This window comes from Mesorhizobium sp. WSM3862 (assembly GCF_002294985.1).
GTDB lineage: Bacteria > Pseudomonadota > Alphaproteobacteria > Rhizobiales > Rhizobiaceae > Mesorhizobium.
The window spans coordinates 356,391-382,578 of record NZ_NSGE01000005.1 but is presented as its reverse complement, the minus strand read 5'-3'; the positions used below and the strand labels follow the sequence as shown (position 1 = coordinate 382,578).

Below are 26,188 nucleotides of genomic sequence, written 5' to 3'. Positions count from 1 at the left end.
GAATGTGCCTCTTTTGCCGGAATGCCACGGCGAAGGAGGTGCCCATGGCACGCAGATTTTCGTTCCGAGTGGCGAAGGCGGCAGTCGCCGGCGCCGTCGTGGCTTTGCCGGCAGTCCCGCTGCAGGCGCAAGTCCTCTGCGGGGGCCATGACGATCTGGTCGCGGGGCTGGCAGAGACGTTCGAAGAGAAGCGGCTGGGCTACGGCGTGGGTGGAGACGTCGCCATCTTCGAGGTGTTTGTGTCGGCGAGCGGAACCTGGACCATCCTGATGACCGACGTTAAGGGCCAGAGTTGCATCCTGGCGGCGGGCGAGGGATGGGAGGACACGCTGGCCACCGCGGTCCGGCACCCGGGCGGGTGAACTGCGTAACCGGACAGTTCAGTTAAGCCGGAACCGCTCTGGTCAGCGCGTCGCGGCCGCCTCGGCGTGGTGGCGCAGCAGCGCCATCAATTTCTTGGCGTCCTTGGCGGCGGCTTCCTCGTCGCCGTCGAGGATCGAGCGGATCAGCGCGACGTGGTGCTCGGCCGATTCGGCGAGCCCGGTATCCGCCTTGTAGCGGAACCAGAAGCGCCGGCTGTGGGTCTGCAAGGGCGCCGCCACGCGCGCCGCGAATGGATTGTCGGCGGCGATCGCCAGCGCCTCGTCAAGTTGCTTGTCGGCCTGAATGAAGGAAAGCACGTTGCCTGAGATCACTGCCTTCTGCATGGCAAGGGCTGCCTCGTGAAACAGGTCGGCCGCCTCGCGGGTGACGAAGCGGGCTGCCGAGCGGGCAAGCACCACCTCGATGCCGCGCCTGGCATCGATAACGCGCAGCCAGTCGGCGGGGTGGAGCGGCGCGACCGCGATGCCGGCGCGTGGTCTGACGTCGAGTAAGCCTTCCCAAGCCAGCCTCTGGATCGCCTCGCGCACCGGGGTACGGCCGAAGCCGAGCCGCTCGATCAGCGCGCCTTCGGTGACGAAGCTTGAAGGCGCCAGTTCAAGAGTGACGATCATGTGCTCCAGCACACGATAGGCCCTGGTCGCAACCGGCTCGAAGGCTGCGCTTGTGTCGTTGGATATCAATGCGGATATCAATGGGCAGCTCCTGATATATTTTTCATATATCATAGCGGATTCAGCATTGACAGCCCGCGTCTTAATAAATATACCGCTGATATATCAGACGGAGAGATAGCCATGTGGGCCGGAGTTTTCCCTGCAGTCACGACCAAGTTCACCACCGACGACCGCCTCGATCATGCCGAGATGGAGCGTTGTTATTCCTTGCAGATGGAGGCCGGCTGCGACGGCATCATCGTCTGCGGTTCGCTCGGCGAAGGGCCAATGCTGTCGCATGACGAGAAGATCGAAGTGTTGAAAACGGCGCAGAAGGTCGCCGGGACAAAGCCGGTGCTTCTGACGGTCAACGAACCCGGCACCCGCGAGGCGGCAAGCATCGCACGCCGCGCAGCCAAGGAAGGCGCCAACGGCCTGATGGTGGTGCCGAGCCCGATCTACCACACCAATGCTGAAGAGACGGTCGCCGCACTTCGCGCCGTCGCGGGGGCCGGCGACCTGCCTGTCATGATCTACTCCAACCGGCTCGCCTATCGCGTCGACGTCACTGTCGACCTGATGGAGGAGCTGGCGTCCGACAAGCGCTTCGTCGCAATCAAGGAATCGTCGGACGACATCCGCCGCTCGACCGAGATCATCAATCGCCTCGGCGACCGCTACGACCTCTTCACCGGCGTCGACAACCTCGCCTTCGAGGCGCTGTCGGTCGGCGCCATCGGCTGGGTGGCGGGCCTTGTCACGGCCTTCCCGCGCGAGACCGTCGCCATCTACCAGTTGATGAGAAAAGGTCGCCGCGAGGAAGCGCTGAAGATCTACCGCTGGTTCAGGCCACTGCTCGACCTCGATGTCTCGACCTACCTGGTCCAAAACATCAAGCTTGCCGAAGTGCTGGCGATCGGTACCAATGACCGTGTTCGCATGCCGCGCCAGCCGCTCTCGGGCGAGCGCCGGAAGGCGGTGGAAAAGATCGTCAAGGATGCGCTGGCCGCGCGGCCGGAACTGCCGGCGTTCTGATAGCTTTCTGCTCCCGTTCACGGGGAAGCAGATGGCGGCAGACAGACGAGGGACAGCGCCAGCGTGCAAGGAAATGCCAAGCCGACCGAAGATGGGCGCCGCCCTTCATCCGCTGTTCGGGCGCCTTCTCCCCGCGACCGAGGAGAAGGGAAAGATATCGCCATCATCGGCGGCGGCATCATCGGCATTTGCGCCGCCACCTTGCTCGCGGAGGCGGGACGCAGTGTCACCATTTTCGATCGGACGGGCATTTGCGAGGAGACGAGCTCCGGCAACGCTGCCGCCTTCGCCTTCTCCGACGTGCTGCCGCTGGCGCATAAGGGGATGATCAGGCAGTTGCCGAAATGGCTTGCCGATCCGCTGGGGCCTCTTGCCATCCCGCCGGCCTATCTGCCTAAGCTTCTTCCCTGGCTGTTCCGCTTCTGGCGCGCGGGCGCCGCCAGGCACTTCGAGGCGAGCCTTGCGGCGCAGGCCGGCATGATGAAGCTCGCCGAAGCCGAATGGATGGGTTTGCTCGACCGCTCCGGCACGCGGCCGATGCTGCGTGAGGACGGCTCGCTCGAACTCTACGAAAGCGAGGCAGAGTTCCGCGCCTCGCTGTCCGGCTGGAGGGCGCGCGAACGTTTCGGCATAGGCTTCCGCCATGTCGAGGGTGAGGAGATGGCGGCGCTGCAGCCGGGTCTTTCGCCGCGCTTCGTCAAGGGCACCTTCGTGCCGGGGTGGAAGACAGTCGCCGATCCGAAACTGCTCGGCAAGGCGATCTGGGCCTATGCGGAGCGGCTCGGCGCACGCTTCGAGCACGCGCGCGTCGAGCGTATCGGGACCGGAACAAACGGCGTCACGCTTATGCTTGCGGACGGCACGGCCCGAAAGGCGAAGCAGCTCGTGATCGCCGCCGGCGCCTGGTCGCATCTGCTGGCCAAAGATCTCGGCGACCGCATCCCGCTGGAGACCGAGCGCGGTTACAACACCACGCTGCCGGTGTCGGCCTTCGACGTGAAGCGGCAGCTGATCTTTTCCGGGCACGGCTTCGTCATCACGCCGCTGGAAACCGGCTTGCGCGTCGGCGGCGCCGTCGAGCTCGGAGGCATCGAACGAGCGCCTAATTTCGCGCGCTCGAAGGCGATGCTGGAAAAAGCCAAGCGTTTCCTGCCCGGGCTCGATCCGTCGGGCGGCCGCGAGTGGATGGGCTTTCGGCCATCGCTGCCGGATTCGCTGCCGGTCATCGGCAGGGCGCGGGCGCCGAACATCGTCTACGCTTTCGGCCACGGCCATCTCGGCCTGACCCAGGCGGCAGCGACCGGCCGCTCGATCCGAGATCTCCTTCTCGGGCAGGAGCCGCCGATCGATCTCACTCCTTTCCGCCCGCAACGGTTCTGACAATTCGCCAGAATTCTGATATTTCAGGGAGCCATCATGGCCAAGACATCCTTCTTCTGCATCGACGGCCACACCTGCGGCAATCCGGTGAGGCTGGTTGCCGGCGGCGGCCCACTGCTAGAAGGCGCGACGATGATGGAACGGCGGGCGCATTTCCTCGCCGAATATGACTGGATCCGGACCGGGCTGATGTTCGAGCCGCGCGGTCATGACGTGATGTCCGGCTCGATCCTCTATCCGCCGACGCGCGAGGACTGCGATATCGCGATCCTCTTCATCGAAACCTCGGGCTGCCTGCCGATGTGCGGCCACGGCACGATCGGCACCGTGACGATGGCGATCGAGCATGGGCTGGTGAAGCCGAAGACGCCGGGCGTGCTCAGGCTCGACACGCCGGCCGGCCTGGTCGTCGCCGAATACAAACAGATCGGCGAATATGTCGAGGAGGTGCGGATCACCAACGTGCCGTCCTTCCTCTACGCCGAAGGGCTGTCGGTGGAGTGCCCGGTGCTTGGCGAGATCAGCGTCGACGTCGCTTATGGCGGCAATTTCTATGCCATCGTCGAGCCGCAGGAGAACTACCGCGACATGGCCGACCATTCGGCCGCCGACCTCATCGCCTGGAGCCCGGTGGTGCGCCAGCGCCTCAACGAGAAATACTCGTTCATTCACCCGGAAAATCCGGGCATCAACCGGCTGTCGCACATGCTGTGGACCGGCAAGCCGAGAGATGCCGAGGCCGATGCCCGCAATGCCGTATTCTATGGCGACAAGGCGATCGACCGCTCGCCTTGCGGCACCGGCACCTCGGCGCGCATGGCGCAGCTCCACGCCAAGGGCAGGCTCAAGGTTGGCGACAGTTTTGTCCATGAGTCGATCATCGGCTCGCTGTTCAAGGGCAGGGTCGAAAAGGAGGTCAGCGTTGCCGGCAAACCAGCCATCATCCCCTCGATCGGCGGCTGGGCGCGCATGACCGGACTGAACACCATCTTCATCGACGACCGCGATCCGTTCGCGCACGGGTTCATCGTCACCTGATCGCTCCCGGTCGGCGCGTCAGGCCGCCTCGTCGTTCGTCGAGACCTGACTACCGAACCAATCGGGAAAGGATTTCGGCCGCCGTTCGCCTCGCCGTCACATGACCGTCATACCGAGCAGAATCCTTGCTTGGCGGAATGCGCGGGACGGCAAAATCGAGCGCTGCCACTGACGCAAGGAATCTTCTCATCAATTTATTTTGACGACGATTTCTTCGAAACGACGCGCATGATACCGCTGAATCGTCAAAGACATTGCGTTGTGCCAATGATAGGGTCCGCGATAGTCCAGGGGCCGGGTGCGAAAAAGCGGGCAATCGGGCAGCGTGCTTCCAAACCACGCGCGGCGATTGAAAAATCACGTTGCAATCCGGGCTTGAAACTTTACGACTAGGGGCAATACGAAAAGGAATGCGTCCTCGAAGGCGACATTCCAGGGGAGCCGCTTAAATATGCAGTATTTCGTCCAGCAGCTTATCAACGGGCTGACGCTGGGATCTATCTATGGGCTGATCGCGATCGGCTACACGATGGTCTACGGCATCATCGGCATGATCAATTTCGCCCATGGCGATATCTTCATGGTGGGCGCCTTCACGGCCCTCATCGTCTTCCTGATCCTCGGCGCGATGTTCTATTCGGTGCCGGTGGTGGTGGCGCTCCTGATCATGATGATCGTGGGCATGCTGCTCACCAGCCTCTACAACTGGACGATCGAGAAGGTGGCCTACAGGCCGCTGCGCGGATCGTTCCGGCTGGCGCCGCTGATCACCGCCATCGGCATGTCGATCGCCCTGTCCAACTTCGTGCAGGTCACGCAAGGGCCGCGCAACAAGCCGATCCCGCCGCTGGTCAGCCAAGTCTATACGATCGACGGCATCAGCGTCTCGCTGAAGCAGATCATCATCGTGCTCGTCACCGCCGTGCTGCTGGCGATCTTCTGGTATCTCGTCAACAGGACGGCATTGGGGCGGGCGCAGCGCGCCTGCGAGCAGGACCGCAAGATGGCGGCGCTGCTTGGCGTCGACGTCGACCGCACAATCTCCATCACCTTCATCATGGGGGCAGCGCTTGCTGCGGTCGCCGGGACGCTTTTCTTGATGTATTATGGCGTGGTGGTCTTCTCAGACGGTTTCGTGCCGGGCGTGAAGGCCTTCACGGCGGCGGTGCTTGGCGGCATCGGCTCGCTGCCGGGCGCAGTGCTCGGCGGGCTTTTGATCGGCTTCATCGAGAGCATGTGGTCGGCCTATTTCTCGATCGACTACAAGGACGTCGCGGCCTTCTCGATCCTGGCGATCGTGCTCATCTTCCTGCCCTCCGGCATCCTGGGCCGGCCTGAAGTCGAAAAGGTCTGATCCTCATGGCCGTTACCGTTTCTCCGGAGCGCGACGTCGTCGCTACTCCCATCCAGCGCGCGTTCCGCGAAGCGCTATACGCCGGCGCCATCGCGCTCGGCCTGTTCGTGCTGTTCATCGGTCTCAGGACCGATCAGAACATCAACAACGAGCTGATCCTGGTGCAGCGCTGGGGCCTGCTCGCCCTGGTGGTCCTCGCCGTTGTCGTCGGGCGCTTCCTCTATGTTGCCTATGCGGTTCCGGGGCTCGAACGATCAAGGGCTGAAAGGGCCAAGGCGCCTGCAGTCGCCGTGGAGCCCGGCTTCGTGCGGCGAAACTTCAACAAGATCGGCGCCACGGTGCTGATCCTCTATCCAGTGGCGATGGTGCTTCTGTTCGGCTTCCAGGGCTCGCTCAAATGGGTCGACAATTTCGGCATCCAGATCCTGATCTATGTGATGCTGGCCTGGGGCCTCAACATCGTCATCGGGCTAGCCGGCTTGCTCGACCTCGGCTATGTCGCCTTTTACGCCGTTGGCGCCTATGCCTATGCGCTGCTCGGCACGCATTTTGGCCTGTCGTTTTGGATCCTGCTGCCTGCCGCCGGCGCCATGGCCGCCTTCTGGGGCGTCATGCTCGGCTTCCCGGTGCTGCGGCTGCGCGGCGACTATCTGGCGATCGTCACGCTCGCCTTCGGCGAGATCATCCGTCTGGTGCTGATCAACTGGCGTGAGGTGACCAATGGCTCGGCCGGCATTTCCGGCATCCCGAAGGTCTCCTTCTTCGGGCTCATGTCGTTCAATGTCTCGGACCCGAACTACATCGCCAAGGTGCTGGGGATCGCTCAGTCGGGCGCCTACTACAAGATCTTCCTCTATTATCTCATTCTGGCGCTCTGCTTCCTCACCGCCTTCGTCACCATCAGGCTGCGCCGACTGCCGGTGGGCCGCGCCTGGGAAGCGCTGCGCGAGGACGAGATCGCCTGCCGCTCGCTCGGCATCAACACCACCACCACCAAGCTGACGGCGTTCGCCACCGGCGCCATGTTCGGCGGCTTCGCCGGCTCGTTCTTCGCCGCGCGCCAGGGCTTCGTCAGCCCGGAATCCTTCGTCTTCCTTGAATCGGCGATCATCCTGGCCATCGTCGTGCTCGGCGGCATGGGCTCGTTGGGCGGTATCGCGGTGGCGGCGCTGGTGATGATCGGCGGCACCGAGATCCTGCGCGAGCTGGGCTTTCTCAAGGTGGTGTTCGGTCCGGACTTCACGCCGGAGCTCTACCGCATGCTATTGTTCGGCGTTGCGATGGTGATCGTCATGCTGTGGAAGCCGCGCGGCTTCGTCGGCAGTCGAGAACCAACAGCCTTCCTCAAGGAGCGAAAAGCGGTGTCAGGCTCCTTCACCAAGGAGGGCCACGGCTGATGAACGCGCAAGTTTCCATGAACGACTTCATCCTGCAGGTCGAGCATCTGTCGATGAAGTTCGGCGGCCTGATCGCCATCGGCGACCTGTCGTTCCAGGCCAAGCGCGGCGAGATCACCGCGCTGATCGGACCGAACGGCGCCGGCAAGACGACCGTGTTCAATTGCATCACCGGCTTCTACAAACCTTCGGAAGGCATGATCACGCTCAGCCGGCGCGACGGCTCGAACTATCTGCTCGAGCGCCTGCCCAATCACGAGATCCCGGCGCGCGCCAAGGTGGCGCGCACCTTCCAGAACATCCGCCTGTTCTCGGGCATGACGCTGCTGGAGAACCTCCTGGTCGCCCAGCACAACAAGCTGATGAAGGCCTCGGGCTACACCTTCCTCGGCCTGTTCGGCTTCTCCAGCTACCGGCAGGCCTCGGCTGAATCGATCGATCTCGCCAAGCACTGGCTGGAAAAGGCCAATCTCGTCGACCGCGCCGACGATCCGGCCGGCGACCTGCCCTATGGCGCGCAAAGGCGGCTGGAGATCGCGCGCGCCATGTGCACCGGACCTGAGCTTTTGTGCCTCGACGAGCCGGCCGCCGGTCTCAATCCGAAGGAATCGGCCTCGCTCAATGAACTGTTGATGGACATCAAGGACAACACCGGCACGTCGATCCTGCTCATCGAGCACGACATGTCGGTGGTCATGCAGATCTCCGACCACGTCGTGGTGCTGGAGTACGGCCGCAAGATCTCCGACGGCAGCCCGCAGTCGGTCCGGACCGATCCGCGCGTGATCGCCGCGTATCTCGGCGTCGACGACGAGGAAGTGGAAGAGGTGCTGACCGAAGTCGGCGACGAGGATGTCATCGAGCAGCTGGATACCGGGCCTGATGCGGCGCACGGGCCGGGCAGTTCCGCCTCGATGATGGCGGGGCCGGTTTCCGACACTGTCGAACACGCGGACGAGGGCGAACGGGTCATGGTATCGAGAGGCGCCTCGAAAGCGGCTCAGGTCGATGCCAAAGCCAAAACGCCAAGAAAGTCGTCCGAGCGGGCCACGGGCAAGCCGGCCGCGAAATCCTCGACAGCCAAGCCGCGCGGAGGGCGTAAGTAATGGCCGGCACAACGCTGCTCGATATCAAGGGCGTGCAGACCTATTACGGCAACATCCGCGCGCTGAACGGTGTCGACGTCACCGTCAACCAAGGTGAGATCGTGGCGCTGATCGGCGCCAACGGCGCCGGCAAGTCGACGTTGATGATGACGATCTTCGGCGCGCCGCGTGCGCGCAGCGGCACCATCACCTTTGCCGGCAACGACATCACGCAGTTGCCGACACACGAGATCGCGCGGATGCGCATCGCCCAGTCGCCGGAGGGACGCCGCATCTTTCCGCGCATGACGGTGATGGAAAACCTGCAGATGGGCGCCAGCCTCGACAACCTCAAACATTTTGACGAGGATGCCGAGAAGGTGTTTTCGCTGTTCCCGCGGCTGAAGGAGCGCATCGGCCAGCGCGGCGGCACGCTTTCGGGCGGCGAGCAGCAGATGCTGTCGATCGGGCGCGCGCTGATGGCCCGGCCGAAGCTGCTTCTGCTCGACGAGCCGTCCCTGGGCCTCGCGCCGCTGATCGTCAAGCAGATCTTCGATGCCATCCGCGAATTGAACCGGACCCAGGGGCTGACTGTGTTCCTGGTCGAGCAGAACGCTTTCGGCGCGCTGAAGCTCGCCAATCGCGGCTACGTCATGGTCAACGGCAATGTGACGATGAGCGGCACCGGCAAGGAGCTGCTCGCCAATCCGGAAGTGCGCGCCGCCTATCTCGAAGGCGGCCATCACTGAGTTCAGGAGACTTCATCATGCAGGGCATTCTCTACGAGGAAGCCTCGATCTGGCAGTTCCTGTTCGTCACCTGCCTGCTCGGCGGATGGGCGGCGTGGATGACCGGCAAGGCGAGCGCGCAGACCTGGCGCAGCTTCTTTCAGCTGTTCCTCTATATGCTCGGACTCGGCATCGGCATAAGGTTCATCCACCACGCGCTGTTCGACGGCACGATGTTTTCGCTGCATTACTATATCGTCGACACCATCGTGCTGATGATACTGGGCTTCCTTGGTTATCAATACACGCGCACGAACCAGATGGTCACGCAGTATAATTGGCTCTACGAAAGAGCCTCCTTATTGAGCTGGAAACCAAAGGGTTGACGTTCATGATCAACGCCGTTCCGGGGAATGAATTTGGCGTGACAAGTGCCTGAAAATCGGCATTCTATGCTTTCTGCGATAAGGGTGGGCATCGCATGAAAGTATCATCCACGCCCACTCCGTAAATGGGAGCGTTTCAATGAAAAAATCACTCTTGTCCGCCGTGGCGCTGACCGCGTTCATCGCGTTCAGCGGCAGCGCGTGGGCCGACATTCTGATCGGCGTCGCCGGTCCGATCACCGGTCCGAACGCGGCCTTCGGCGCGCAGCTGCAGAAGGGCGCCGAACAGGCGGTCGCCGACATCAACGCGGCCGGCGGAGTCCTCGGCCAGCAGCTTAAGCTGAGCGTGGGTGACGACGTGTCGGATCCGAAGCAGGGCATCTCGGTCGCCAACAAGTTTGTCGCCGACGGCATCAAGTTCGTCGATGGCCACTTCAATTCAGGCGTCTCAATTCCTGCGTCGGAAGTCTATGCCGAGAATGGCATCCTCGAAATCACGCCCGCCGCGACCAATCCCAAGTTCACCGAACGCGGCATGTGGAATACGTTCCGCACCTGCGGACGCGACGACCAGCAGGGCAAGGTTGCCGGCGACTATGTCGCCAAGAACTTCAAGGACGCCAAGATCGCGCTCATCCATGACAAGACCCCTTATGGCCAGGGCCTTGCCGACGAAACCAAGAAGGCGCTCAACGCCAATGGCGTCAACGAAGCCATGTATGAAGGAATCAATGTCGGCGACAAGGACTTCTCGGCGCTCATCGCCAAGATGAAGGAAGCCGGTATCTCCGTCGTCTACTATGGCGGCCTGCATACGGAAGCCGGCCTCATCATCCGCCAGCTCGCCGACCAGGGCCTCAAGGCCCAGTTCATGTCGGGCGACGGCATCGTGTCGAACGAGCTCGCCTCGATCGCCGGCGACGCCGTCCAAGGCACGCTGATGACGTTCGCGCCGGATCCGCGCAAGAACCCGAACGCCAAGGAGCTCGTGGAGAAGTTCCGCGCTGCCGGTTTCGAACCGGAGGCCTACACGCTCTACTCCTACGCCGCGATCCAGATCATCGCTGCGGCCATCACGAAGACCGGCTCCGCCGACGATGCGCAGAAAGTCGCCGAGACGATCAAGTCGGGCGGCCCCTGGAAGACCGCCATCGGCGACATTGGGTATGACTCCAAGGGCGACATCACCCGCCCGGACTACGTCATGTACACCTGGAAGAAGGGCGAAGACGGCAAGTACTCCTACTTCGAGCAATAAGCCGGCAAAGAAGAGCCGACTTTCCGGGATGCCCGGCGCTGAGCGCCGGGCATTTTTTGTTGGCCGGGCATCCAGCATGCCATCGTGTCCCCGCCAAGTCCGACGGCGTTTGTCGTCCACGCGCTCGAGGCCATTGCGAAGGTTTGGCGCAAACAAACGATTTAAATCGATTGAAGTGTCGCGCTATTTTGTTTGCGCTGCAGCATTTTCAAGCTAATCATTGCGCCGGTTCACCTCACCTTCCGCTACTGGAGCCCAGTCCTTGGCAATCACGAAGATCCTCGTCGCCAACCGGTCCGAAATCGCCATCCGCGTCTTTCGCGCGGCCAACGAACTAGGCCTCAAAACCGTGGCGATCTGGGCGGAAGAGGACAAATATTCGCTGCACCGCTTCAAGGCCGACGAAAGCTACCAGGTCGGGCGCGGTCCGCATCTCACCAAGGACATGGGTCCGATCGAAAGCTATCTGTCGATCGACGAGGTGATCCGCGTCGCGCGCCTCTCGGGTGCCGATGCGATCCACCCCGGCTACGGCCTGTTGTCGGAAAGCCCCGAATTCGCCGAGGCCTGCGCTGCCGCCGGCATCACCTTTATTGGGCCGAAGCCCGAGACGATGCGCCGGCTCGGCAACAAGGTGGCGGCGCGCAACCTGGCGATCGAGGTCGGCGTGCCGGTCGTGCCCGCCACCGATCCGCTGCCCGACGATATGGACGAGGTGAAAAAGCTCGCCGCGGAGATAGGCTATCCGGTGATGCTCAAGGCCTCGTGGGGTGGCGGCGGCCGCGGCATGCGCGCCATCCGGGCTGAAGCCGACCTCGCGCGCGAAGTCATGGAAGGCAAGCGCGAGGCGAAGGCCGCCTTCGGCAAGGACGAGGTCTATCTCGAAAAGCTGATCGAGCGCGCCCGCCATGTCGAGGTGCAGGTGCTGGGCGACACGCAGGGCAATGCCGTGCATCTGTTCGAGCGCGACTGCTCGATCCAGCGCCGCAACCAGAAGGTCGTCGAACGTGCGCCGGCTCCCTACCTCAGCGAGAAACTGCGCGAGGAACTCTGCGGCTATGCGCTGAAGATCGCGCGCGAGACCAGCTATATCGGCGCCGGCACCGTCGAGTTCCTGCAGGACGCCGACACCGGCAAGTTCTATTTCATCGAGGTCAACCCGCGCATCCAGGTCGAGCATACCGTCACCGAGATGGTGACCGGCATCGATATCGTTAAGGCGCAAATCCACATCCTCGACGGCTTCGCCATCGGCACGCCGGAATCCGGCGTGCCGGCGCAGAAGGACATCAAGCTCAACGGCCACGCCCTGCAGTGCCGCATCACCACCGAGGATCCGGAACACAATTTCATCCCCGATTACGGGCGCATCACCGCATATCGCGGCGCCACCGGCTTCGGCATCCGCCTCGACGGCGGCACCGCCTATTCGGGCGCGGTCATCACCCGGTTCTACGATCCGCTGCTCGAAAAGGTGACGGCCTGGGCGCCGACGCCGGCCGAGACGATCGCGCGCATGAACCGGGCATTGCGCGAGTTCCGCATCCGCGGCGTCGCCACCAATCTCACCTTCCTCGAAGCGATCATCAACCACCCGAGCTTCGCCGACAATTCCTACACCACCAAGTTCATCGACACGACGCCGGAGCTGTTCGAGCAGGTCAAGCGGCAGGACCGCGCCACCAAGCTGCTCAACTATCTCGCCGACGTCAGCGTCAACGGCCATCCCGAGACGCGCGGACGGCCGGTGCCGAAGGCGGATGCGGCGGCACCTGTGGTGCCCTATCTCAACGGCAAGGTGCCGGACGGCAGCAAGCAGCGGCTCGACGCGCTTGGGCCTCAGAAGTTCGCGGCATGGATGCGCGAGCAAGCCCAGGTGCTCGTTACCGACACGACGATGCGCGACGGACACCAGTCGCTGCTCGCCACCCGCATGCGCACCTACGACATCGCCGGCATCGCCGGCACCTATGCGCGGGCGCTGCCGCAACTGCTCTCACTGGAATGCTGGGGCGGCGCCACCTTCGACGTCGCCATGCGCTTCCTCACCGAGGATCCGTGGGAGCGTCTGAGCAGAGTGCGCGAGGCAGCCCCCAATCTTCTGCTGCAGATGCTTCTGCGCGGCGCCAACGGCGTCGGCTACACCAACTATCCCGACAATGTCGTGCAGCATTTCGTCAAACAGGCAGCTGCCGGCGGCGTCGACCTGTTCCGCGTCTTCGACTGCTTGAACTGGGTCGAGAACATGCGCGTCGCGATGGACGCGGTGGGTGCCGAGGGCAAGCTGATCGAAGCGGCGATGTGCTACACCGGCGACATACTCGATCCGGCGCGCGCCAAATACGACCTGAAATATTATGTCGGGCTGGCGAAGGAACTGGAAGCGGCCGGCGCGCATATCATCGCCGTCAAGGACATGGCGGGCCTGTTGAAGCCCTCGGCGGCGCGCGTGCTGTTCAAGGCGCTGCGCGAAGAGACCGACCTGCCGATCCATTTCCACACGCATGACACCTCCGGCCTGTCGGCGGCGACGGTGCTGGCGGCGGTCGAGACCGGCGTCGACGCCATCGACGCGGCGATGGATTCGTTCTCCGGCAACACCTCGCAGCCTTGCCTCGGCTCGATCGTCGAGGCGCTCAAGGGCACCGAGCGCGACCCCGGTCTCGACCCGCAGTGGATCCGCCACATCTCGTTCTACTGGGAAGCGGTTCGCAACCAATACGCCGCCTTTGAAAGCGACCTCAAGGGACCGGCCTCGGAAGTCTATCTGCACGAGATGCCGGGCGGCCAGTTCACCAATCTCAAGGAACAGGCGCGCTCGCTTGGGCTCGAAACGCGCTGGCACGAGGTGGCGCAGGCCTATCACGACGTCAACCTGATGTTCGGCGATATCGTCAAGGTGACGCCGTCGTCGAAAGTGGTCGGCGACATGGCGCTGATGATGGTGAGCCAGGACCTCACGGTCACCGATGTCGAGAACCCGGCGAAGGACATCGCCTTTCCGGACTCGGTCGTCTCCATGCTGCGCGGCGATCTCGGCCAGTCGCCGGGCGGTTGGCCGCAAGCGCTGCAGAAGAAGGCGCTGAAGGGCGAAAAGCCGATCACCGTCCGGCCGGGCTCGCTGCTCAAGCCGGCGAACCTCAAGGCCAGCCGCAAGGAGATCGAGGAGAAGCTCGAGCGCAAGCTCACCGAGTTCGAATTCGCCTCCTGGCTGATGTATCCGAAAGTCTTCACCGACTTCGCCGCCGCTCAGGAGACCTATGGCCCGGTCAGCGTGCTGCCGACGCCGACCTATTTCTACGGCATGAAGTCGGAAGACGAGATCTTCGTCGACATCGAGAAGGGCAAGACCCTGGTGATACGCTGCCAGGCGTTCGGCGACGTCGACGAAAAAGGCATGGTCACCGTCTTCTTCGAGCTCAACGGCCAGCCGCGTCGCGTGAAGGTGCCGGACCGCGCGCATGGCGCTTCGGCCGCCAAGGCGCGGCGCAAGGCCGAGCCGGGCAACGAGGCGCATGTCGGGGCGCCGATGCCGGGCGTGGTGTCGGCTCTTGCCGTGGCGCCAGGCCAGGCGGTCAAGGCGGGCGACGTGCTGCTCTCGATCGAGGCGATGAAGATGGAGACCGCGTTGCACGCCGAGCGCGACGGCGTGGTGGCAGAGGTGCTGGTCAAGGCCGGCGACCAGATCGATGCGAAGGATTTGCTCATCGCCTTTGGCTGAATGTGCTGATGTTCAGGTGAGGCCGGCCTGCAAACGCCGGCTTCCTGGGGTTCCGGCCTTCGCCGCCGAAGCACTCACCAGGCACGTCGCAGTTAAGGCTACGGCCAGCTTAGGCCCGTGCCCACGTACTTCAAGCATGCTCGGCTCCGGTTCTCGGAACAACCGTTCTCGCCGCTTCGCGCCCGTCTTCGACTCCGGCTCGGCCTGACCAGAATCTCAGCACAGCCTGGGGTGCTCCAACCCTTCATGCCGCATCGATAATGTCTTGACCCGCCGCGCCTGCTCGGGCATCGAACCCGCTCCAATTTTGCCGGGCGGGAATCGCCGTGGCGCAAAAAAACGCGGAGAGAAAAAATGGCCGACGAGATCACCGAGACCAGCCAGACTGTAGCCGCCGGCCAGCTGCGCGCCATCATCGAGCGCATCGAGCGGCTCGAGGAAGAAAAGAAGACGATTTCCGACGACATCAAGGACGTCTATGGCGAGGCCAAGGGCACCGGCTTCGACACCAAGGCGATCCGCACCATCGTCCGGCTGCGCAAGAAGGATCAGGCCGAGCGCCAGGAGGAGGAGTCGATCCTCGATCTGTACAAGGCCGCGCTCGGCATGGTCTAAGGCTCGCGGCTAGAGCAGTTCAGCGTTTTGATGGAATCGCTGAACTGCTCCAACCATTTGCTTTTGCGCAATTCCGGACGGAAACCGTTACACTTCCTGGAATTGCCTCTAGGGACGGCCATGAGTGAGTTCGACTTCGGCGGCCATCGCGCTTCGGAGTTCCGGCATCGCGGGTTCTGGGCGCTGTTCGCCGAACGGCACCCGGAAGAAAGGGCGCGGCTGGCGCGACGCGGGCCATGGTTCTGGCAGCGCGGAATGCCGGAGTTCGCCCTGGTGCTGTCCATGTATGTCGCGCCAAGCGAGAACGTGGTCGGCGTCTTCTTCGGCCGCAACGAGAAGCTCGGCGCGACGGAGGTCTGGACGCGGCTGATGCCATTCCAACCGGCGATCGAGGCGCGGCTGAAGCTCAGGCCGGAGCAGAGCGCGCAGAATCTCGGCATAAATTCGCAGTGGCGGGTCAACTGCTTTGCCGAGGACAATTGGCCGGCCATGGCCGACTGGCTGGCGACGGAATGCTCGCGCTTCGAGCAAGCCGTCACCCAAGTGCTGAGGCAGGAGTAGAGCACAGATGGTTGCCGGCTTCTTCCGCTCGCGCTGGCAAGGCATTGTGCCGCTCGACCGGCTGTTCTGGCGCGACATGCTGCTCGCCGGCACGGCGATCAACATCGCTTCGTCCGGGCTGGCGCTTGTCCTGCTTGGGCTGAAGCTGCCGCTCTGGCTGGTGCTCACGGTGCACTTCCTTCCCGCCCCCTACAACATCTTTCTCGCCCTTGCCGTCTGGCGGACGGCGGAAACGGCCGGCGGGGTCAAGGCGCAGTTGATGATGCTGGGCTCGGCGCTCTGGCTGATCGCGACGGTCGTCGTCTGAATCGAAAAAGGGCGGCCGAAGCCGCCCTTACAAAGCTACCACGAACTGGCTGTCAGGCCGCCGGCTCGAAGCGCAGCGACACGCCGTTGATGCAATAGCGCAGGCCGGTCGGCGGCGGACCGTCCTCGAAGACATGGCCGAGATGGCTGCCGCAACGCGAGCAGTGGCACTCGGTGCGGACCATGCCGTAGCTGCGGTCGACGGTGGTCTCGATCGAGCCCGGGACCGGATCGTTGAAGCTCGGCCAGCCGGTTCCGCTCTCGAACTTCAGCTTGGATTCGAACAGCGGCTGGTCGCAGCCGACGCAGAAGAAAGTGCCGGCGCGCTTCTCGTAGAGCAGGGCGCAGCTGCCGGGACGCTCGGTGCCGTGGTTGCGCATGACGGCATACTGCTCCGGCGTCAGCCGGGCGCGCCACTCGGCATCGGTGCGGGTGACGGGATAGGCGTGGGTGTCCATGAAATCTCCTCGGCCTTGGCGGCTCGTTGTTGGTTGGCATGTCATGTTCGCACGAAGATAGGTGTTTGTTACACCACTGACCAGCGCTGGGACTGACAACGCAATCGCCGCTGGTTTCCGCGAATTACTGTCACACTCAATGCTTCCTCGATAGCTGCTTCGTTGCCGCTTCGAGCCCGGCAAGCGTCAGCGGGAACATGCGGCCGCCGAAGATGTCGCTGATCATCGCGATGGAATGGGTGTAGCGCCAGTTCTTCTCAGCCTCAGGGTTCAACCAGACCGCGTTCGGCCACTGCTGCAGCAGCCGACCGAGCCAGACGCCGCCGGCCTCCGGGTTCCAGTGCTCGACCGAGCCGCCGGGATGCGCAATTTCGTAAGGGCTCATCGAGGCGTCGCCGACCACGATCACCTTATAGTCCGGCCCATATTTGTGGATAAGGTCGAAGGTGGGGATCGTCTCGGCCAGGCGGCGGCGATTGTCCTTCCAGACGCGCTCGTAAAGACAATTGTGGAAGTAGTAATACTCGAGCTGGCGGAATTCGGCGCGCGCGGCGGAGAACAGCTCCTCGACGGTTTTGACGTGACCATCCATCGAGCCGCCGACGTCGAAGAACATCAGGAGCTTCACCGCGTTGCGCCGCTCCGGCCGGGTTCTCACGTCCAGATAGCCGTGCTCGGCGGTGGCGTGGATGGTGCCGGGCAGGTCGAACTCTTCCTCGGCGCCCTCGCGCACCCAGCGCCGCAGCCGCTTCAGCGCCACCTTGATGTTGCGGGTGCCGAGCTCGATCGCGTCGTCGAAGTTCTTGAACTCGCGCTTGTCCCAGACTTTCACTGCGCGACGGTGGCGGCTTTCGTGCTGGCCGATGCGCACGCCTTCCGGATTGTAGCCATAGGCGCCGAAGGGCGAGGTGCCGCCGGTGCCGATCCATTTCGAGCCGCCCTGGTGCCGGCCCTTCTGCTCCTCCAGGCGCTGCTTTAGCGTCTCCATCAGCTTGTCAAAGCCGCCCAGCGCCTCGACCAGCTTCTTCTCCTCGTCGCTCAGGTGCTTTTCGACGAGCCGGCGCAGCCATTCCTCGGGGATGTTGGCGACGTCGACAGCGTCCGGACCGGCGAGCGCTTCGACGCCCTTGAAGACATGCGCGAACACCTGATCGAAACGGTCGATATGGCGCTCGTCCTTCACCAGGGCCGAGCGCGCGAGGTAGTAAAAACCCTCGACGTCGTAGTCGACCAGCCCAGCTTCCAGGCCTTCCAGCAGCGACAGATACTCCCGGAGCGAAACGGGAACCCGCGCGGCTTTCAGTTCAAGGAAGAAGGGGATGAACATCGCCAGACGGCTATCTCTGCCCCTCGATCTTTTCACGCGCGGCACTCGCAATGAAGGCAGAGCGCGTCAGGCCCCGGCGGCTGGCTTCAGTATCGATCGCCGCAAGCAGACCAGCGTCCAACGACAGGTTTGCCCGGACTGACCGACCGGAGTCGATCAGCAGCGGGATCATGACGGCAGACTCGCCTGCGGCGCTATCGATCTCACCTGATCGTAACAAGTCCGCCACCGTTCGTGCTTCGGGTAACGAGACGTGCTTTGCCAACCGAGTTTCGGCCCATTCGCGTATCGCCGATGTTGCATCGGCAATCGCCTCCTCGGGGCTGGCGCCGCCGCCATGGCAGCCCGGGAGGTCGGGGACCCGGATTCCCCAGACATTATCTGCGCCGTCCAGAACTCCGATATAATGCGTCATGCGATCAGGCCTCAAATCCATCCGGCAAGCTTGGCGATCGAGCGTGCAACGCCCGGAGATTGCTCGCGGTGCCGCGGCACGATGATGGTCACATCCGGTTTCCCGGGTGCTCGTATTTGTTGTGCTTGCCGCCTCCGACGCTCGACCAGCCGTCGCGCAAAAGCCGCGCTATGATCTTGCGCGTGTTAGTCTCAATCAGCGGCACGGCGGCTTTCCAATGCGCAATATATTGCGCAGCTGGGACCGGTTTCAACCGTTTCACGACAGATCGTACTCGATGAAGCCCGTGCGCCGCGCCACATGGTCGTACAGCCGGCGCGCGGTGGCGTTGGTCTCGTGCGTCATCCAGTAGACGTTCTTCACGCCGATCTTGCCCGCCTCGTCCTGCACCGCTTTGATCAACGCCGCACCGATGCCCTTGCCGCGCACTTCGGGGTCGGCGAACAGATCCTGCAGATAGCAGGTGTTGACCTCGGACCAGCAGGAGCGGTGGTAGAGATAGTGGGTCAGGCCGACGGCCTTGCCCTCAAGCGTGGCGATAAAGCCTTTCGGCTCGAACTCGCCCGCCGTGAACAGGCGTTTCCAGGTGACGTCGTAGACCTCGTCCGGCAGCTTGGTCTCGTAGAAGGTGAGATAGGCGGTCCACAGCCGGCGCCAGTCGGAGCGGTCGGACTGGGCAAGCGGGCGGACGGTGATCTCGGACATGTTTTCCTCCAACGTTTTGGTCGGAAGCTGCGGCAACCGCCGCCTGTCGGCAACGGTCCACAGACGGACAAAGCGCTATTGCTGCCAAGCCTATTGCTGGCGCCTGGCCATGAAGGCCAAGCGTTCGAAGAGGTGCACGTCCTGCTCGTTCTTGAGCAGCGCCCCATGCAGCTTCGGCAACATATTCTTCGGATCGGCGCGCAGATCCTCCGGCGCGATGTCGTCGGCGACCAGCAGTCGGATCCAGTCGAGCGCTTCGGAGGTAGATGGTTTCTTCTTCAGCCCGGGCACGTCACGGATCTCGTAGAACTGGGTAAGCGCGGCCCGCACCAGATTCTGCTTGATGCCGGGATAATGCACGTCGACGATCCGGTGCAGCGTCTCGATATCGGGGAAGCGGATGTAGTGGAAAAAGCAGCGGCGCAGAAAGGCGTCCGGCAACTCCTTCTCGTTGTTGGAGGTGATGATGACGATCGGCCGAAATTCGGCGCGGATGGTCTCGCCGGTCTCGTAGACGAAGAACTCCATCCGGTCGAGTTCCTGCAGAAGATCGTTGGGGAATTCGATGTCGGCCTTGTCGATCTCGTCGATCAGGAGAACGACCTTTTTCGGTGCCGCGAAGGCGTCCCACAGCTTGCCGCGTTTGATGTAGTTCTTGATGTCGCTGAACCGGTCGTCACCGAGCTGGCTGTCGCGCAGCCGCGAGACGGCGTCATACTCGTAGAGGCCCTGCTGCGCCTTGGTGGTCGATTTGACATTCCATTCGATGAGATCGAGGCCGAGCGCCGCCGCCACTTGACGGGCGAGTTCGGTCTTGCCGGTGCCCGGCTCGCCCTTGACCAGCAACGGTCGCTCCAGAGCGATCGCGGCGTTGACCGCCACCATCAAATCCTTATCGGCGACGTAAGCCGCGGTGCCTTCGAAACGCATTTCTTCTCCTGATCGTTGGGCCGCGACCCTAAGGACGCTGGCCAGGCTGTGCAAGGCATGACAACGCCGCAAGGCCCATGACGCAGATTTGCGGCCGCTTGGAGCGGTGTCCTTCTGGCGCTCGGTCAACCATGGGCCTATATTGGTTTTGGCGGTCTGCGCTTCCCGGCAGGAGAAACTTATCCCCGGGGCCTTATCGATCCTTAGGGAGCTGTCCCTGGGAAGACCCGTGGGTTTTCTCACACGGCGCCCACCTACTTTGTAGGCACCCGGGATCGACCTCTCCACCGGTTGTGTGGATCGCCACTCTCCCGTTTTTGAATTTGATGCGGTAGAAAGCGTCGCTCCTGCAACTTCGTCCGGATACGACCTTTTCTAACGTCTGCGCATGACCTCATCAAAAGACCTGAAAAAACAGCTTCGCAAGGAAGCTCTGGCGCGGCGGGATGCGCTGGACGAATTCTGGCGGGTCGAGATCGCGCTCGAAATGGCTGAGACGGCGCGTGACCAGATCGCCGTCGAACCGGGCCAGATCGTCTCCGGCTTCTGGCCGATGCGCTCCGAGGTCGATGTGCGGCCGCTGATGTTCGCGCTGCGCGAGAAAGGCGCCAGGCTTTGCCTGCCGGCGATCCTCGACAAGACAACCATCGTCTTCCGCGAGCTGGTGCGCGGCGCGCCAATGGTCGAGATGGGTTTCGGCACGGTCGGACCGCACGAGGAGGCCGAAGAGCTCGACCCCTCGCTCATGTTTGTTCCGCTCGCAGCATTCGACGCGCGCGGCCACCGCATCGGCTACGGCGCCGGCTATTACGACCGAGCGATCGCCAGGCTGGCCGACAAAGGGCTGCCGCCGCGGCTGATCGGCATTGCGTTCGACTGCCAGGAGGTGTCGCAAGTGCCGGATGAGAACCATGACGTGATCATCCCGGAAATACTCACCGAGAGCGGGTTACGCCGGTTTACCGCCTCTTAGAATATTCCGACCCGCTTCGCGCGATTCCAATCCCTATCCAACAGTATTCCTGCTATCCAATCCAAGTTGAGGTTAGCAAAGGATTTTGTCTTCATGCGATTCATCCTGATGCCGTTTGCTCTGATCGCGGCAGCACTGTTTGCGATGGGATTGCATATCACCGGAACCACCCTGTACCACCAAGCCGCCTGGGGGCAGACGGTCGCTACCGTGACGGATGTCAGTCCTTTCACTGAAATGCACAAAAATGGCCTCGCCATAGAGCGCATCAATGTCGCCCTCGCCTATGTGGTTGACGACGTGCCGATGACCTGGTCCGTAAAGGGAAACCTTGTCGGTCTCCACGAGGCGTCGATCGGCGACAAGGTGAAATTCTACTACGACCCTGGCGATCCAGCGACCCTCGATACCGCCGGAATGAAGGGCTGGCGCGGCATGCTGTTGATCCTTGCAGGTACCGGCGGCTTCACCGTCTTCTACGTTTGGTTTTTCTGGCTGCGCGGACGGAGCGCGCGTTAGACGTCGCCTTCGGCTGCTAGGACGGGGCGGTGGTGCCGTATAAGACCATCATGTGATCATCCCGGAAATACTCACCGGGAGCGGGTTGCGCCGGTTCACGCCGCAATTGTAGAAAAGCGGTTGAGAAACGCATGATCTTTTGCGGAAAGTCATGCAGCTTTTGCTTGGCGGACTTTCGACGCGGGATCGTATGAGACTTCTCTTCCTCGGCGACATGGTCGGAAAAACTGGGCGCACGGCGGTGTGGGAACAGCTGCCGGGCTTGATATCCGACTTCAAGCTCGACTTCGTCATCGTCAATGGCGAGAACGCCGCCGGCGGCTTCGGCATCACCGAGGAGATTTTTCGCGAGACGCTCGCGGCGGGCGCGGATGTCGTCACCACCGGCAACCATGTCTGGGACCAGCGCGACGCGCTGGTCTTCGCGCCGCGCGAGGAGCGCTTCCTGCGCCCCTCCAATTTTCCCAAGGGCACGCCGGGGCGTGGTTCCGGCGTCTATATCGCCAGGAACGGCGCGCGGGTGCTGGTCGCCAACATCATGGGGCGCGTCTTCATGCATCCCGAGCTCGACGATCCGTTCCAGGCCGGCGAGCGCGAGCTTGCCGCCTGTCCGCTTGGCGAACAGGCCGACGCGGTAGTGATTGATTTCCATGCCGAGGCGACTTCGGAAAAGATGTGCTTCGCGCATTTCGTCGACGGCCGTGCCAGCCTTGTGGTCGGCACCCACACGCACCAGCCGACCGCCGATCATCAGATACTCAACGGCGGCACCGCCTATATTTCGGACGCCGGCATGTGCGGCGACTATGATTCCTCGCTTGGCATGGACAAGGAAGAGCCGCTCAACCGCTTCCTGTCGAAAGTGCCGAAAGGTCGTTTCGAGGCCGCGAATGGACCGGCGACGCTGTGCGGCGTCGGCGTGGAAATTTCCGACCGCACCGGGCTCGCCGAGAAGATCGCGCCGTTTCGCCGCGGGCCGAGACTCGAGGAAACCGCGCCGTCCTTCTGGTCATGATATTGATATGAGCACCGGTCGTACCTAACTGGCGACGAAACCCGCGAAAACTGCTCTAGATCGTAGAGGGGACGACCTCCATGCAGCTTGTCGAGTTCCTGGCGCCGCACTTTGCCTTTGTCTCCGATCCCACAGCCTGGATCGCGCTGCTGACGCTGGTGGTGCTGGAGGTGGTGCTCGGCATCGACAACCTGATCTTCATCTCGATCCTGACCAACAAGCTGCCGGAAGCGCAGCGCGCCCGCGCCCGCAAACTCGGCATCTCGGCGGCACTGGGCATGCGGCTGGTGCTGCTCGCCACGATCTCGATCATCGTGCAATTGACGACACCGGTGTTCACGGCGTTCGGGCATGGCTTTTCCTGGCGCGACCTGATCCTGATCGCCGGCGGCCTGTTCCTTGTCTGGAAGGCGACCAAGGAAATCCACCACACGGTCGATCCGCAGGATCATCAGGACTCGATGATGGGCGGCACACTGCAGATGAGCCTGGCCGGCGCGATCTTCCAGATCCTGCTGCTTGACCTCGTCTTCTCGATCGATTCCATCATCACCGCCGTCGGGATGACCGACGAGATCGCCATCATGTACATCGCTGTCATCGTGGCGGTGAGCGTGATGATGCTGGCGGCGACGCCGCTCGCCAACTTTATCGCCAAGAACCCCACAATCGTGATGCTGGCGCTCGGCTTCCTGCTGATGATCGGCATGACGCTGATTGCCGACGGCATGGGCTATCACGTGCCCAAGGGCTACATCTACGCCGCCATGGGTTTTTCCGCGCTGGTCGAGGGCCTCAACATGCTGGCGCGGCGTCGAAAGAAGCAGCGGTCCGGCGGCGGGCATTAAGCTAGGGCAGGTTGATCTGCCAGGAAACGCCGAAGCGGTCGTTGAGCCAAGCGAAACGGCGGCTGAAGCCGTAATCGTCGGTCGGCATCAGAAACGCGCCGTCCTTGCCCAGCACCCCGACAATGCGATCGAGCTCCTCCTCGGAGGAACAGTCGACGAAGAGCGAGAACGACGGCGTGAAGGAGAAGGCGTGATGCACGGGGCTGTTGAAGACCATGACCTCCGCGCCGCCGATCACGACGCGGGCCAGCTTGAGCGTGCCTTCGGGTCCGTCCTCACCGGCGCCATAGCGTGTGACGTCGACAACGCGGCTTTCTGGAACGGTGTCGCAATAGAGGGTCATGGCCTCCTCGGCCTGACCTTCGAACATCAGGAACGGCGTTACCTTCACGGCCGGGCCTCCTCGCTCAAAGGGAGTCAAATATTGGTCTCGTTGGCCGGCTCGCCTTTCATCTCGGCGCGATAATAGCCGTCGCGCAAATTGATGCCGTATTCGAGATACGCCTTCATGCAGGCGAGCATCTGCGACCAGCCCTCGCAATTGAGGTAGGATTTCTTCAGTCCGACCTCGCCTTCGTGCCAGCCGGCCTCGGCGATGGTAACGAAGGTGCCGCCGTCGTCCAACGGCTCGAAGTTCATCTCGATGCGTGTCTTGTAGGCCGGCTTGCCGTCAGTGTCGGCCGCGTCCCAGCGCAGCACGATACGCCTATCCTTGATCACCTCGTCGACCTCGACCGGCACCGTCTTCCACCAGGTGACGGTGGTGCCGGCGACCAGCGGAGCAGAGGCGCCGCCAATGGTGGTGAAATAGCCGCTGAGCTTCGTCGGGTTGACCACGGCGTCGAAGACTTCGGCCACCGGCCTGCCGATGCGTCCGGAAATCCTGAATCCAAGAGACATATCCACAGCTCCTTCCTTGCCTCGTGAAACAATATGTTATAAAAACATAACATGTCAAGCCCAACCTCGGACGATCGTGTTTTCAAGGCCTTGGCGCACTCGCGCCGGCGCGAGTTGCTCGACCGGCTCAAGGATCAGCCGCAGACCACCGGGGCGCTCTGCGAGGCTTTCCCGGACATGGATCGCTGCACGGTCATGATGCATCTGAAGGTGCTGGAAGAGGCCGATCTGGTCGTGGCGAGGCGCGAGGGGCGCGAGCGCTGGAACCATCTCAACGCGCTGCCGATCAGGCAGATCCACGACCGCTGGATCGGCCAATATGCGGGCCATGCGATCAGCATCCTCGACCGGCTGAAGTCGGATCTGGAGGGATGATGCCGCGCTGCAAGGGCAATCTCGGTGTGTACGCCGTCAGGGTCGACGGTCCGGCTGGACGAATTGAGCCGATTTATCTATAAGCCGGCCATTCCGACAGAGAGCGCCGCGGGCCTTCGCAGGCACGCTTGCAGCGTTCTGAATTTTTAAATTCGAGCATTTGCCGATGCCGGGTGATCGCGCCCGGCCGAGAAATGCTCTAGCCGAACACGACAGGGGTGCCATGGCTGGCCATTCGCAGTTCAAGAACATCATGCACCGCAAGGGCCGCCAGGATGCGGTGCGGTCGAAAATGTTTTCCAAGCTGGCACGCGAAATCACCGTCGCCGCCAAGACCGGCACGCCGGACCCGGCGATGAACCCGCGGCTGCGCCTTGCGGTGCAGAACGCCAAGGCGGTGTCGATGCCGAAGGACAACATCCAGCGCGCCATCAACAAGGCCTCCGCCGGAGATGCCGAGAACTACGAGGCCGTGCGCTATGAGGGCTATGGCCCCGGCGGCGTGGCGCTGATCGTCGAGGTGCTGACCGACAACCGCAACCGCTCGGCGTCCAATGTGCGCGCCGCCTTCACCAAGGCCGGCGGGGCGCTCGGCGAAACCGGCTCGGTGTCGTTCATGTGGAACCGCGTCGGCGAGATCTATTACCCGGCTTCGGCCGGCAGCGCGGACAAGGTGATGGAAGCCGCGATCGAGGCCGGTGCTGACGACGTCGAGTCGGACGAGGAAGGCCACACCGTCTATTGCAGCTTCGAAAATCTCGGCGAGGTATCTAAGTCGCTCGAAGCCGCGCTCGGCGAAGCGGAGTCGGTCAAGCCGATCTGGCAGCCGCAGAACAACGTGCCGGTCGATGAAGAACGGGCGCAGTCGCTGATGAAGCTGGTCGCCACCCTCGAGGACGACGACGACGTGCAGAGCGTCTACGCCAATTTCGAGGTCGACGACGAGACGATGGCCAAGCTCAGCGCGGCCTGATCGGCTGACGTATGAGCGGAGCTCGATCCGTCATGAGCGAGAAGCCGCTGCCCGCCGTCCGCATCACCTACTGCACGCAATGCCAGTGGCTGCTCAGAGCCGGCTGGATGGCACAGGAGCTGCTCTCGACCTTCGGCACCGATCTCGGCGAGGTGACGCTGGTGCCGGGCACCGGCGGCATCTTCACGATCTTCTGCAACGACCAGCTTATCTGGGAGCGCAAGCGCGACGGCGGTTTTCCGGAGGCGGCGAAGCTCAAGCAGCTGGTCCGCGATGTCATCGACCCGGAGCGCGATCTGGGACACGCCGACCGCAAGACGCACAAGAAGACGGACCCCGCCTGAGGCGGGGTTTATCCGCTGGCCGCTCTCTTCAAATCAGAGCAAGGATGAAGCAGGCCATCGCCACGATCGCGGTGATGGTGCGGACGTGGTTCCACATCGCCCATTGGCTCAGATGGTTCGCCCACACGGCGGCGCCGTTGCTGCTGGCCGGGTCGACGGCGGCCAGGGCGTCGTTGAGCGGTACGTTGAACACCATGGTCACGATCGGGTTGCCGACGAGATAGATTACGGCGCCGGCAAGCAGCCAGTACGAGCCCGATTGGCTCCAGCCCATGCTGACGGCGGCAATCAGCACCAGGCAGATGAGGCCGGTGCCGAAAAGCGCCGTCATGAAGGCGGGCGTAATTACGGTGATGTTGATCGAATTCATCGCTGCGATGCCGGCTGGGACGGGCAGCCTGGCAAGTGCTGCCATGACGAAATTGGAAAAGGCGAAGAAGACGCCGCCGACCACGCCAGAGCCGATCGCGGCAATGAAGGCGAGGGCGGGAAGAATTTTCATCAT

General features: G+C 62.9%; 29 protein-coding genes, 1 other RNA gene and 1 pseudogene. 22 read left to right on the top strand and 9 right to left on the bottom strand.

Annotation, left to right across the window (positions count from 1 at the left end; all coding sequences use genetic code 11):
- Positions 1-44 precede the first annotated feature (44 nt).
- Positions 45-362, top strand: coding sequence for a hypothetical protein (locus tag CK224_RS17595; protein ID WP_095782601.1), 318 nt, complete (start codon positions 45-47; stop codon positions 360-362).
- 42 nt (positions 363-404) lie between these two features.
- On the opposite strand, the gene CK224_RS17590 is transcribed toward CK224_RS17595, so the two are convergent.
- Positions 405-1,064 (bottom strand): GntR family transcriptional regulator, encoded by a 660-nt coding sequence (locus CK224_RS17590; protein ID WP_095782600.1) that lies wholly within the window; start codon positions 1,062-1,064, stop codon positions 405-407.
- A gap of 114 nt (positions 1,065-1,178) precedes the next feature.
- Here CK224_RS17590 and CK224_RS17585 point away from each other — a divergent pair, with 114 nt between their 5' ends.
- The 13 genes and pseudogenes from CK224_RS17585 to CK224_RS17525 all read left to right on the top strand — a co-directional run bounded on the left by CK224_RS17585 (position 1,179) and on the right by CK224_RS17525 (position 15,902).
- The gene (locus tag CK224_RS17585; protein ID WP_095782599.1) at positions 1,179-2,072 is read left to right on the top strand and encodes a dihydrodipicolinate synthase family protein; all 894 of its coding nucleotides are present in this window, start codon (positions 1,179-1,181) and stop codon (positions 2,070-2,072) included.
- A 63-nt stretch (positions 2,073-2,135) separates the two neighbouring features.
- On the top strand, positions 2,136-3,452 hold the full coding sequence (locus CK224_RS17580; protein ID WP_095782598.1) for an FAD-dependent oxidoreductase: 1,317 nt from the start codon (positions 2,136-2,138) through the stop codon (positions 3,450-3,452).
- Positions 3,453-3,488: 36 nt separating this feature from the next.
- A complete protein-coding gene (locus CK224_RS17575; RefSeq protein WP_095782597.1) occupies positions 3,489-4,490 on the top strand; it encodes a 4-hydroxyproline epimerase in 1,002 nt (333 codons plus the stop codon).
- Positions 4,491-4,941: 451 nt separating this feature from the next.
- Entirely contained in the window at positions 4,942-5,844 is a 903-nt protein-coding gene (locus CK224_RS17570) for a branched-chain amino acid ABC transporter permease LivH (RefSeq protein ID WP_067001669.1), read from the top strand.
- A 5-nt stretch (positions 5,845-5,849) separates the two neighbouring features.
- Positions 5,850-7,241: a high-affinity branched-chain amino acid ABC transporter permease LivM gene (gene livM / locus CK224_RS17565; RefSeq protein WP_095782596.1), complete on the top strand. Its 1,392-nt coding sequence runs from the start codon at positions 5,850-5,852 to the stop codon at positions 7,239-7,241.
- Positions 7,241-8,323: pseudogene (locus tag CK224_RS17560) on the top strand (ABC transporter ATP-binding protein); the annotation flags it as partial. The gene livM and the pseudogene CK224_RS17560, both read left to right, overlap by 1 nt.
- A 23-nt stretch (positions 8,324-8,346) precedes the next feature.
- A complete protein-coding gene (locus tag CK224_RS17555) occupies positions 8,347-9,075 on the top strand; it encodes an ABC transporter ATP-binding protein (protein ID WP_095782595.1) in 729 nt (242 codons plus the stop codon).
- Between the two features lie 17 nt (positions 9,076-9,092).
- On the top strand, positions 9,093-9,440 hold the full coding sequence (locus CK224_RS17550) for a DUF6867 family protein (protein WP_067001681.1): 348 nt from the start codon (positions 9,093-9,095) through the stop codon (positions 9,438-9,440).
- A gap of 139 nt (positions 9,441-9,579) precedes the next feature.
- A complete protein-coding gene (locus CK224_RS17545; protein ID WP_067001684.1) occupies positions 9,580-10,698 on the top strand; it encodes a branched-chain amino acid ABC transporter substrate-binding protein in 1,119 nt (372 codons plus the stop codon).
- Between the two features lie 262 nt (positions 10,699-10,960).
- Positions 10,961-14,419 (top strand): pyruvate carboxylase, encoded by a 3,459-nt coding sequence (gene pyc / locus CK224_RS17540; protein WP_095782594.1) that lies wholly within the window; start codon positions 10,961-10,963, stop codon positions 14,417-14,419.
- A 354-nt stretch (positions 14,420-14,773) separates the two neighbouring features.
- A complete protein-coding gene (locus CK224_RS17535) occupies positions 14,774-15,034 on the top strand; it encodes a DUF2312 domain-containing protein (protein ID WP_067001689.1) in 261 nt (86 codons plus the stop codon).
- A 120-nt stretch (positions 15,035-15,154) separates the two neighbouring features.
- A complete protein-coding gene (locus CK224_RS17530; RefSeq protein WP_067001692.1) occupies positions 15,155-15,595 on the top strand; it encodes a hypothetical protein in 441 nt (146 codons plus the stop codon).
- A 7-nt stretch (positions 15,596-15,602) separates the two neighbouring features.
- Positions 15,603-15,902: a hypothetical protein gene (locus tag CK224_RS17525; protein WP_095782593.1), complete on the top strand. Its 300-nt coding sequence runs from the start codon at positions 15,603-15,605 to the stop codon at positions 15,900-15,902.
- 52 nt (positions 15,903-15,954) lie between these two features.
- On the opposite strand, the gene msrB is transcribed toward CK224_RS17525, so the two are convergent.
- From msrB to CK224_RS17500, 5 genes are all read right to left on the bottom strand, one after another.
- The gene (msrB, locus tag CK224_RS17520) at positions 15,955-16,359 is read right to left on the bottom strand and encodes a peptide-methionine (R)-S-oxide reductase MsrB (RefSeq protein WP_067001694.1); all 405 of its coding nucleotides are present in this window, start codon (positions 16,357-16,359) and stop codon (positions 15,955-15,957) included.
- A 136-nt stretch (positions 16,360-16,495) separates the two neighbouring features.
- On the bottom strand, positions 16,496-17,686 hold the full coding sequence (locus tag CK224_RS17515; RefSeq protein WP_095782592.1) for a VWA domain-containing protein: 1,191 nt from the start codon (positions 17,684-17,686) through the stop codon (positions 16,496-16,498).
- Between the two features lie 10 nt (positions 17,687-17,696).
- Positions 17,697-18,101 carry a type II toxin-antitoxin system HicB family antitoxin gene (locus CK224_RS17510; RefSeq protein ID WP_067002185.1) on the bottom strand — a complete coding sequence of 135 codons (405 nt, stop codon included), beginning with the start codon at positions 18,099-18,101 and terminating at the stop codon, positions 17,697-17,699.
- 258 nt (positions 18,102-18,359) lie between these two features.
- Positions 18,360-18,806: a GNAT family N-acetyltransferase gene (locus tag CK224_RS17505; RefSeq protein ID WP_095782591.1), complete on the bottom strand. Its 447-nt coding sequence runs from the start codon at positions 18,804-18,806 to the stop codon at positions 18,360-18,362.
- A 90-nt stretch (positions 18,807-18,896) separates the two neighbouring features.
- Positions 18,897-19,736 (bottom strand): MoxR family ATPase, encoded by an 840-nt coding sequence (locus CK224_RS17500; RefSeq protein WP_095782590.1) that lies wholly within the window; start codon positions 19,734-19,736, stop codon positions 18,897-18,899.
- Positions 19,737-19,886: 150 nt separating this feature from the next.
- Here CK224_RS17500 and ssrS point away from each other — a divergent pair.
- The 5 genes from ssrS (at position 19,887) to CK224_RS17475 (ending at position 23,091) form a co-directional block, all read left to right on the top strand.
- A non-coding RNA gene (gene ssrS / locus CK224_RS17495) (6S RNA) lies at positions 19,887-20,042 on the top strand.
- 82 nt (positions 20,043-20,124) lie between these two features.
- Entirely contained in the window at positions 20,125-20,709 is a 585-nt protein-coding gene (locus CK224_RS17490) for a 5-formyltetrahydrofolate cyclo-ligase (RefSeq protein WP_095782589.1), read from the top strand.
- 93 nt (positions 20,710-20,802) lie between these two features.
- Complete coding sequence (locus CK224_RS17485) at positions 20,803-21,228, top strand: DUF3592 domain-containing protein (protein WP_095782588.1); 426 nt, start codon at positions 20,803-20,805, stop codon at positions 21,226-21,228.
- Between the two features lie 190 nt (positions 21,229-21,418).
- The gene (locus CK224_RS17480; protein ID WP_067319494.1) at positions 21,419-22,243 is read left to right on the top strand and encodes a YmdB family metallophosphoesterase; all 825 of its coding nucleotides are present in this window, start codon (positions 21,419-21,421) and stop codon (positions 22,241-22,243) included.
- 80 nt (positions 22,244-22,323) lie between these two features.
- Positions 22,324-23,091, top strand: a complete 768-nt coding sequence (locus CK224_RS17475) for a TerC family protein (RefSeq protein ID WP_067001713.1) — start codon at positions 22,324-22,326, stop codon at positions 23,089-23,091.
- A gap of 1 nt (position 23,092) precedes the next feature.
- Here the strand turns inward: CK224_RS17475 and CK224_RS17470 are convergent, their stop codons facing one another.
- A complete protein-coding gene (locus CK224_RS17470) occupies positions 23,093-23,482 on the bottom strand; it encodes a VOC family protein (protein ID WP_280952267.1) in 390 nt (129 codons plus the stop codon).
- Between the two features lie 26 nt (positions 23,483-23,508).
- Positions 23,509-23,991 carry an SRPBCC domain-containing protein gene (locus CK224_RS17465; protein ID WP_095782587.1) on the bottom strand — a complete coding sequence of 161 codons (483 nt, stop codon included), beginning with the start codon at positions 23,989-23,991 and terminating at the stop codon, positions 23,509-23,511.
- Positions 23,992-24,042: 51 nt separating this feature from the next.
- On the opposite strand from CK224_RS17465, the gene CK224_RS17460 reads away from it, so the two are divergent.
- The 3 genes from CK224_RS17460 to CK224_RS17450 all read left to right on the top strand — a co-directional run bounded on the left by CK224_RS17460 (position 24,043) and on the right by CK224_RS17450 (position 25,683).
- On the top strand, positions 24,043-24,366 hold the full coding sequence (locus CK224_RS17460) for a helix-turn-helix domain-containing protein (protein ID WP_067001718.1): 324 nt from the start codon (positions 24,043-24,045) through the stop codon (positions 24,364-24,366).
- Positions 24,367-24,589: 223 nt separating this feature from the next.
- The gene (locus tag CK224_RS17455; RefSeq protein WP_067001721.1) at positions 24,590-25,339 is read left to right on the top strand and encodes a YebC/PmpR family DNA-binding transcriptional regulator; all 750 of its coding nucleotides are present in this window, start codon (positions 24,590-24,592) and stop codon (positions 25,337-25,339) included.
- Positions 25,340-25,371: 32 nt separating this feature from the next.
- Positions 25,372-25,683, top strand: a complete 312-nt coding sequence (locus CK224_RS17450) for a SelT/SelW/SelH family protein (RefSeq protein WP_095782586.1) — start codon at positions 25,372-25,374, stop codon at positions 25,681-25,683.
- 28 nt (positions 25,684-25,711) lie between these two features.
- Here the strand turns inward: CK224_RS17450 and CK224_RS17445 are convergent, their stop codons facing one another.
- Entirely contained in the window at positions 25,712-26,188 is a 477-nt protein-coding gene (locus tag CK224_RS17445) for a DUF1772 domain-containing protein (protein ID WP_095782585.1), read from the bottom strand.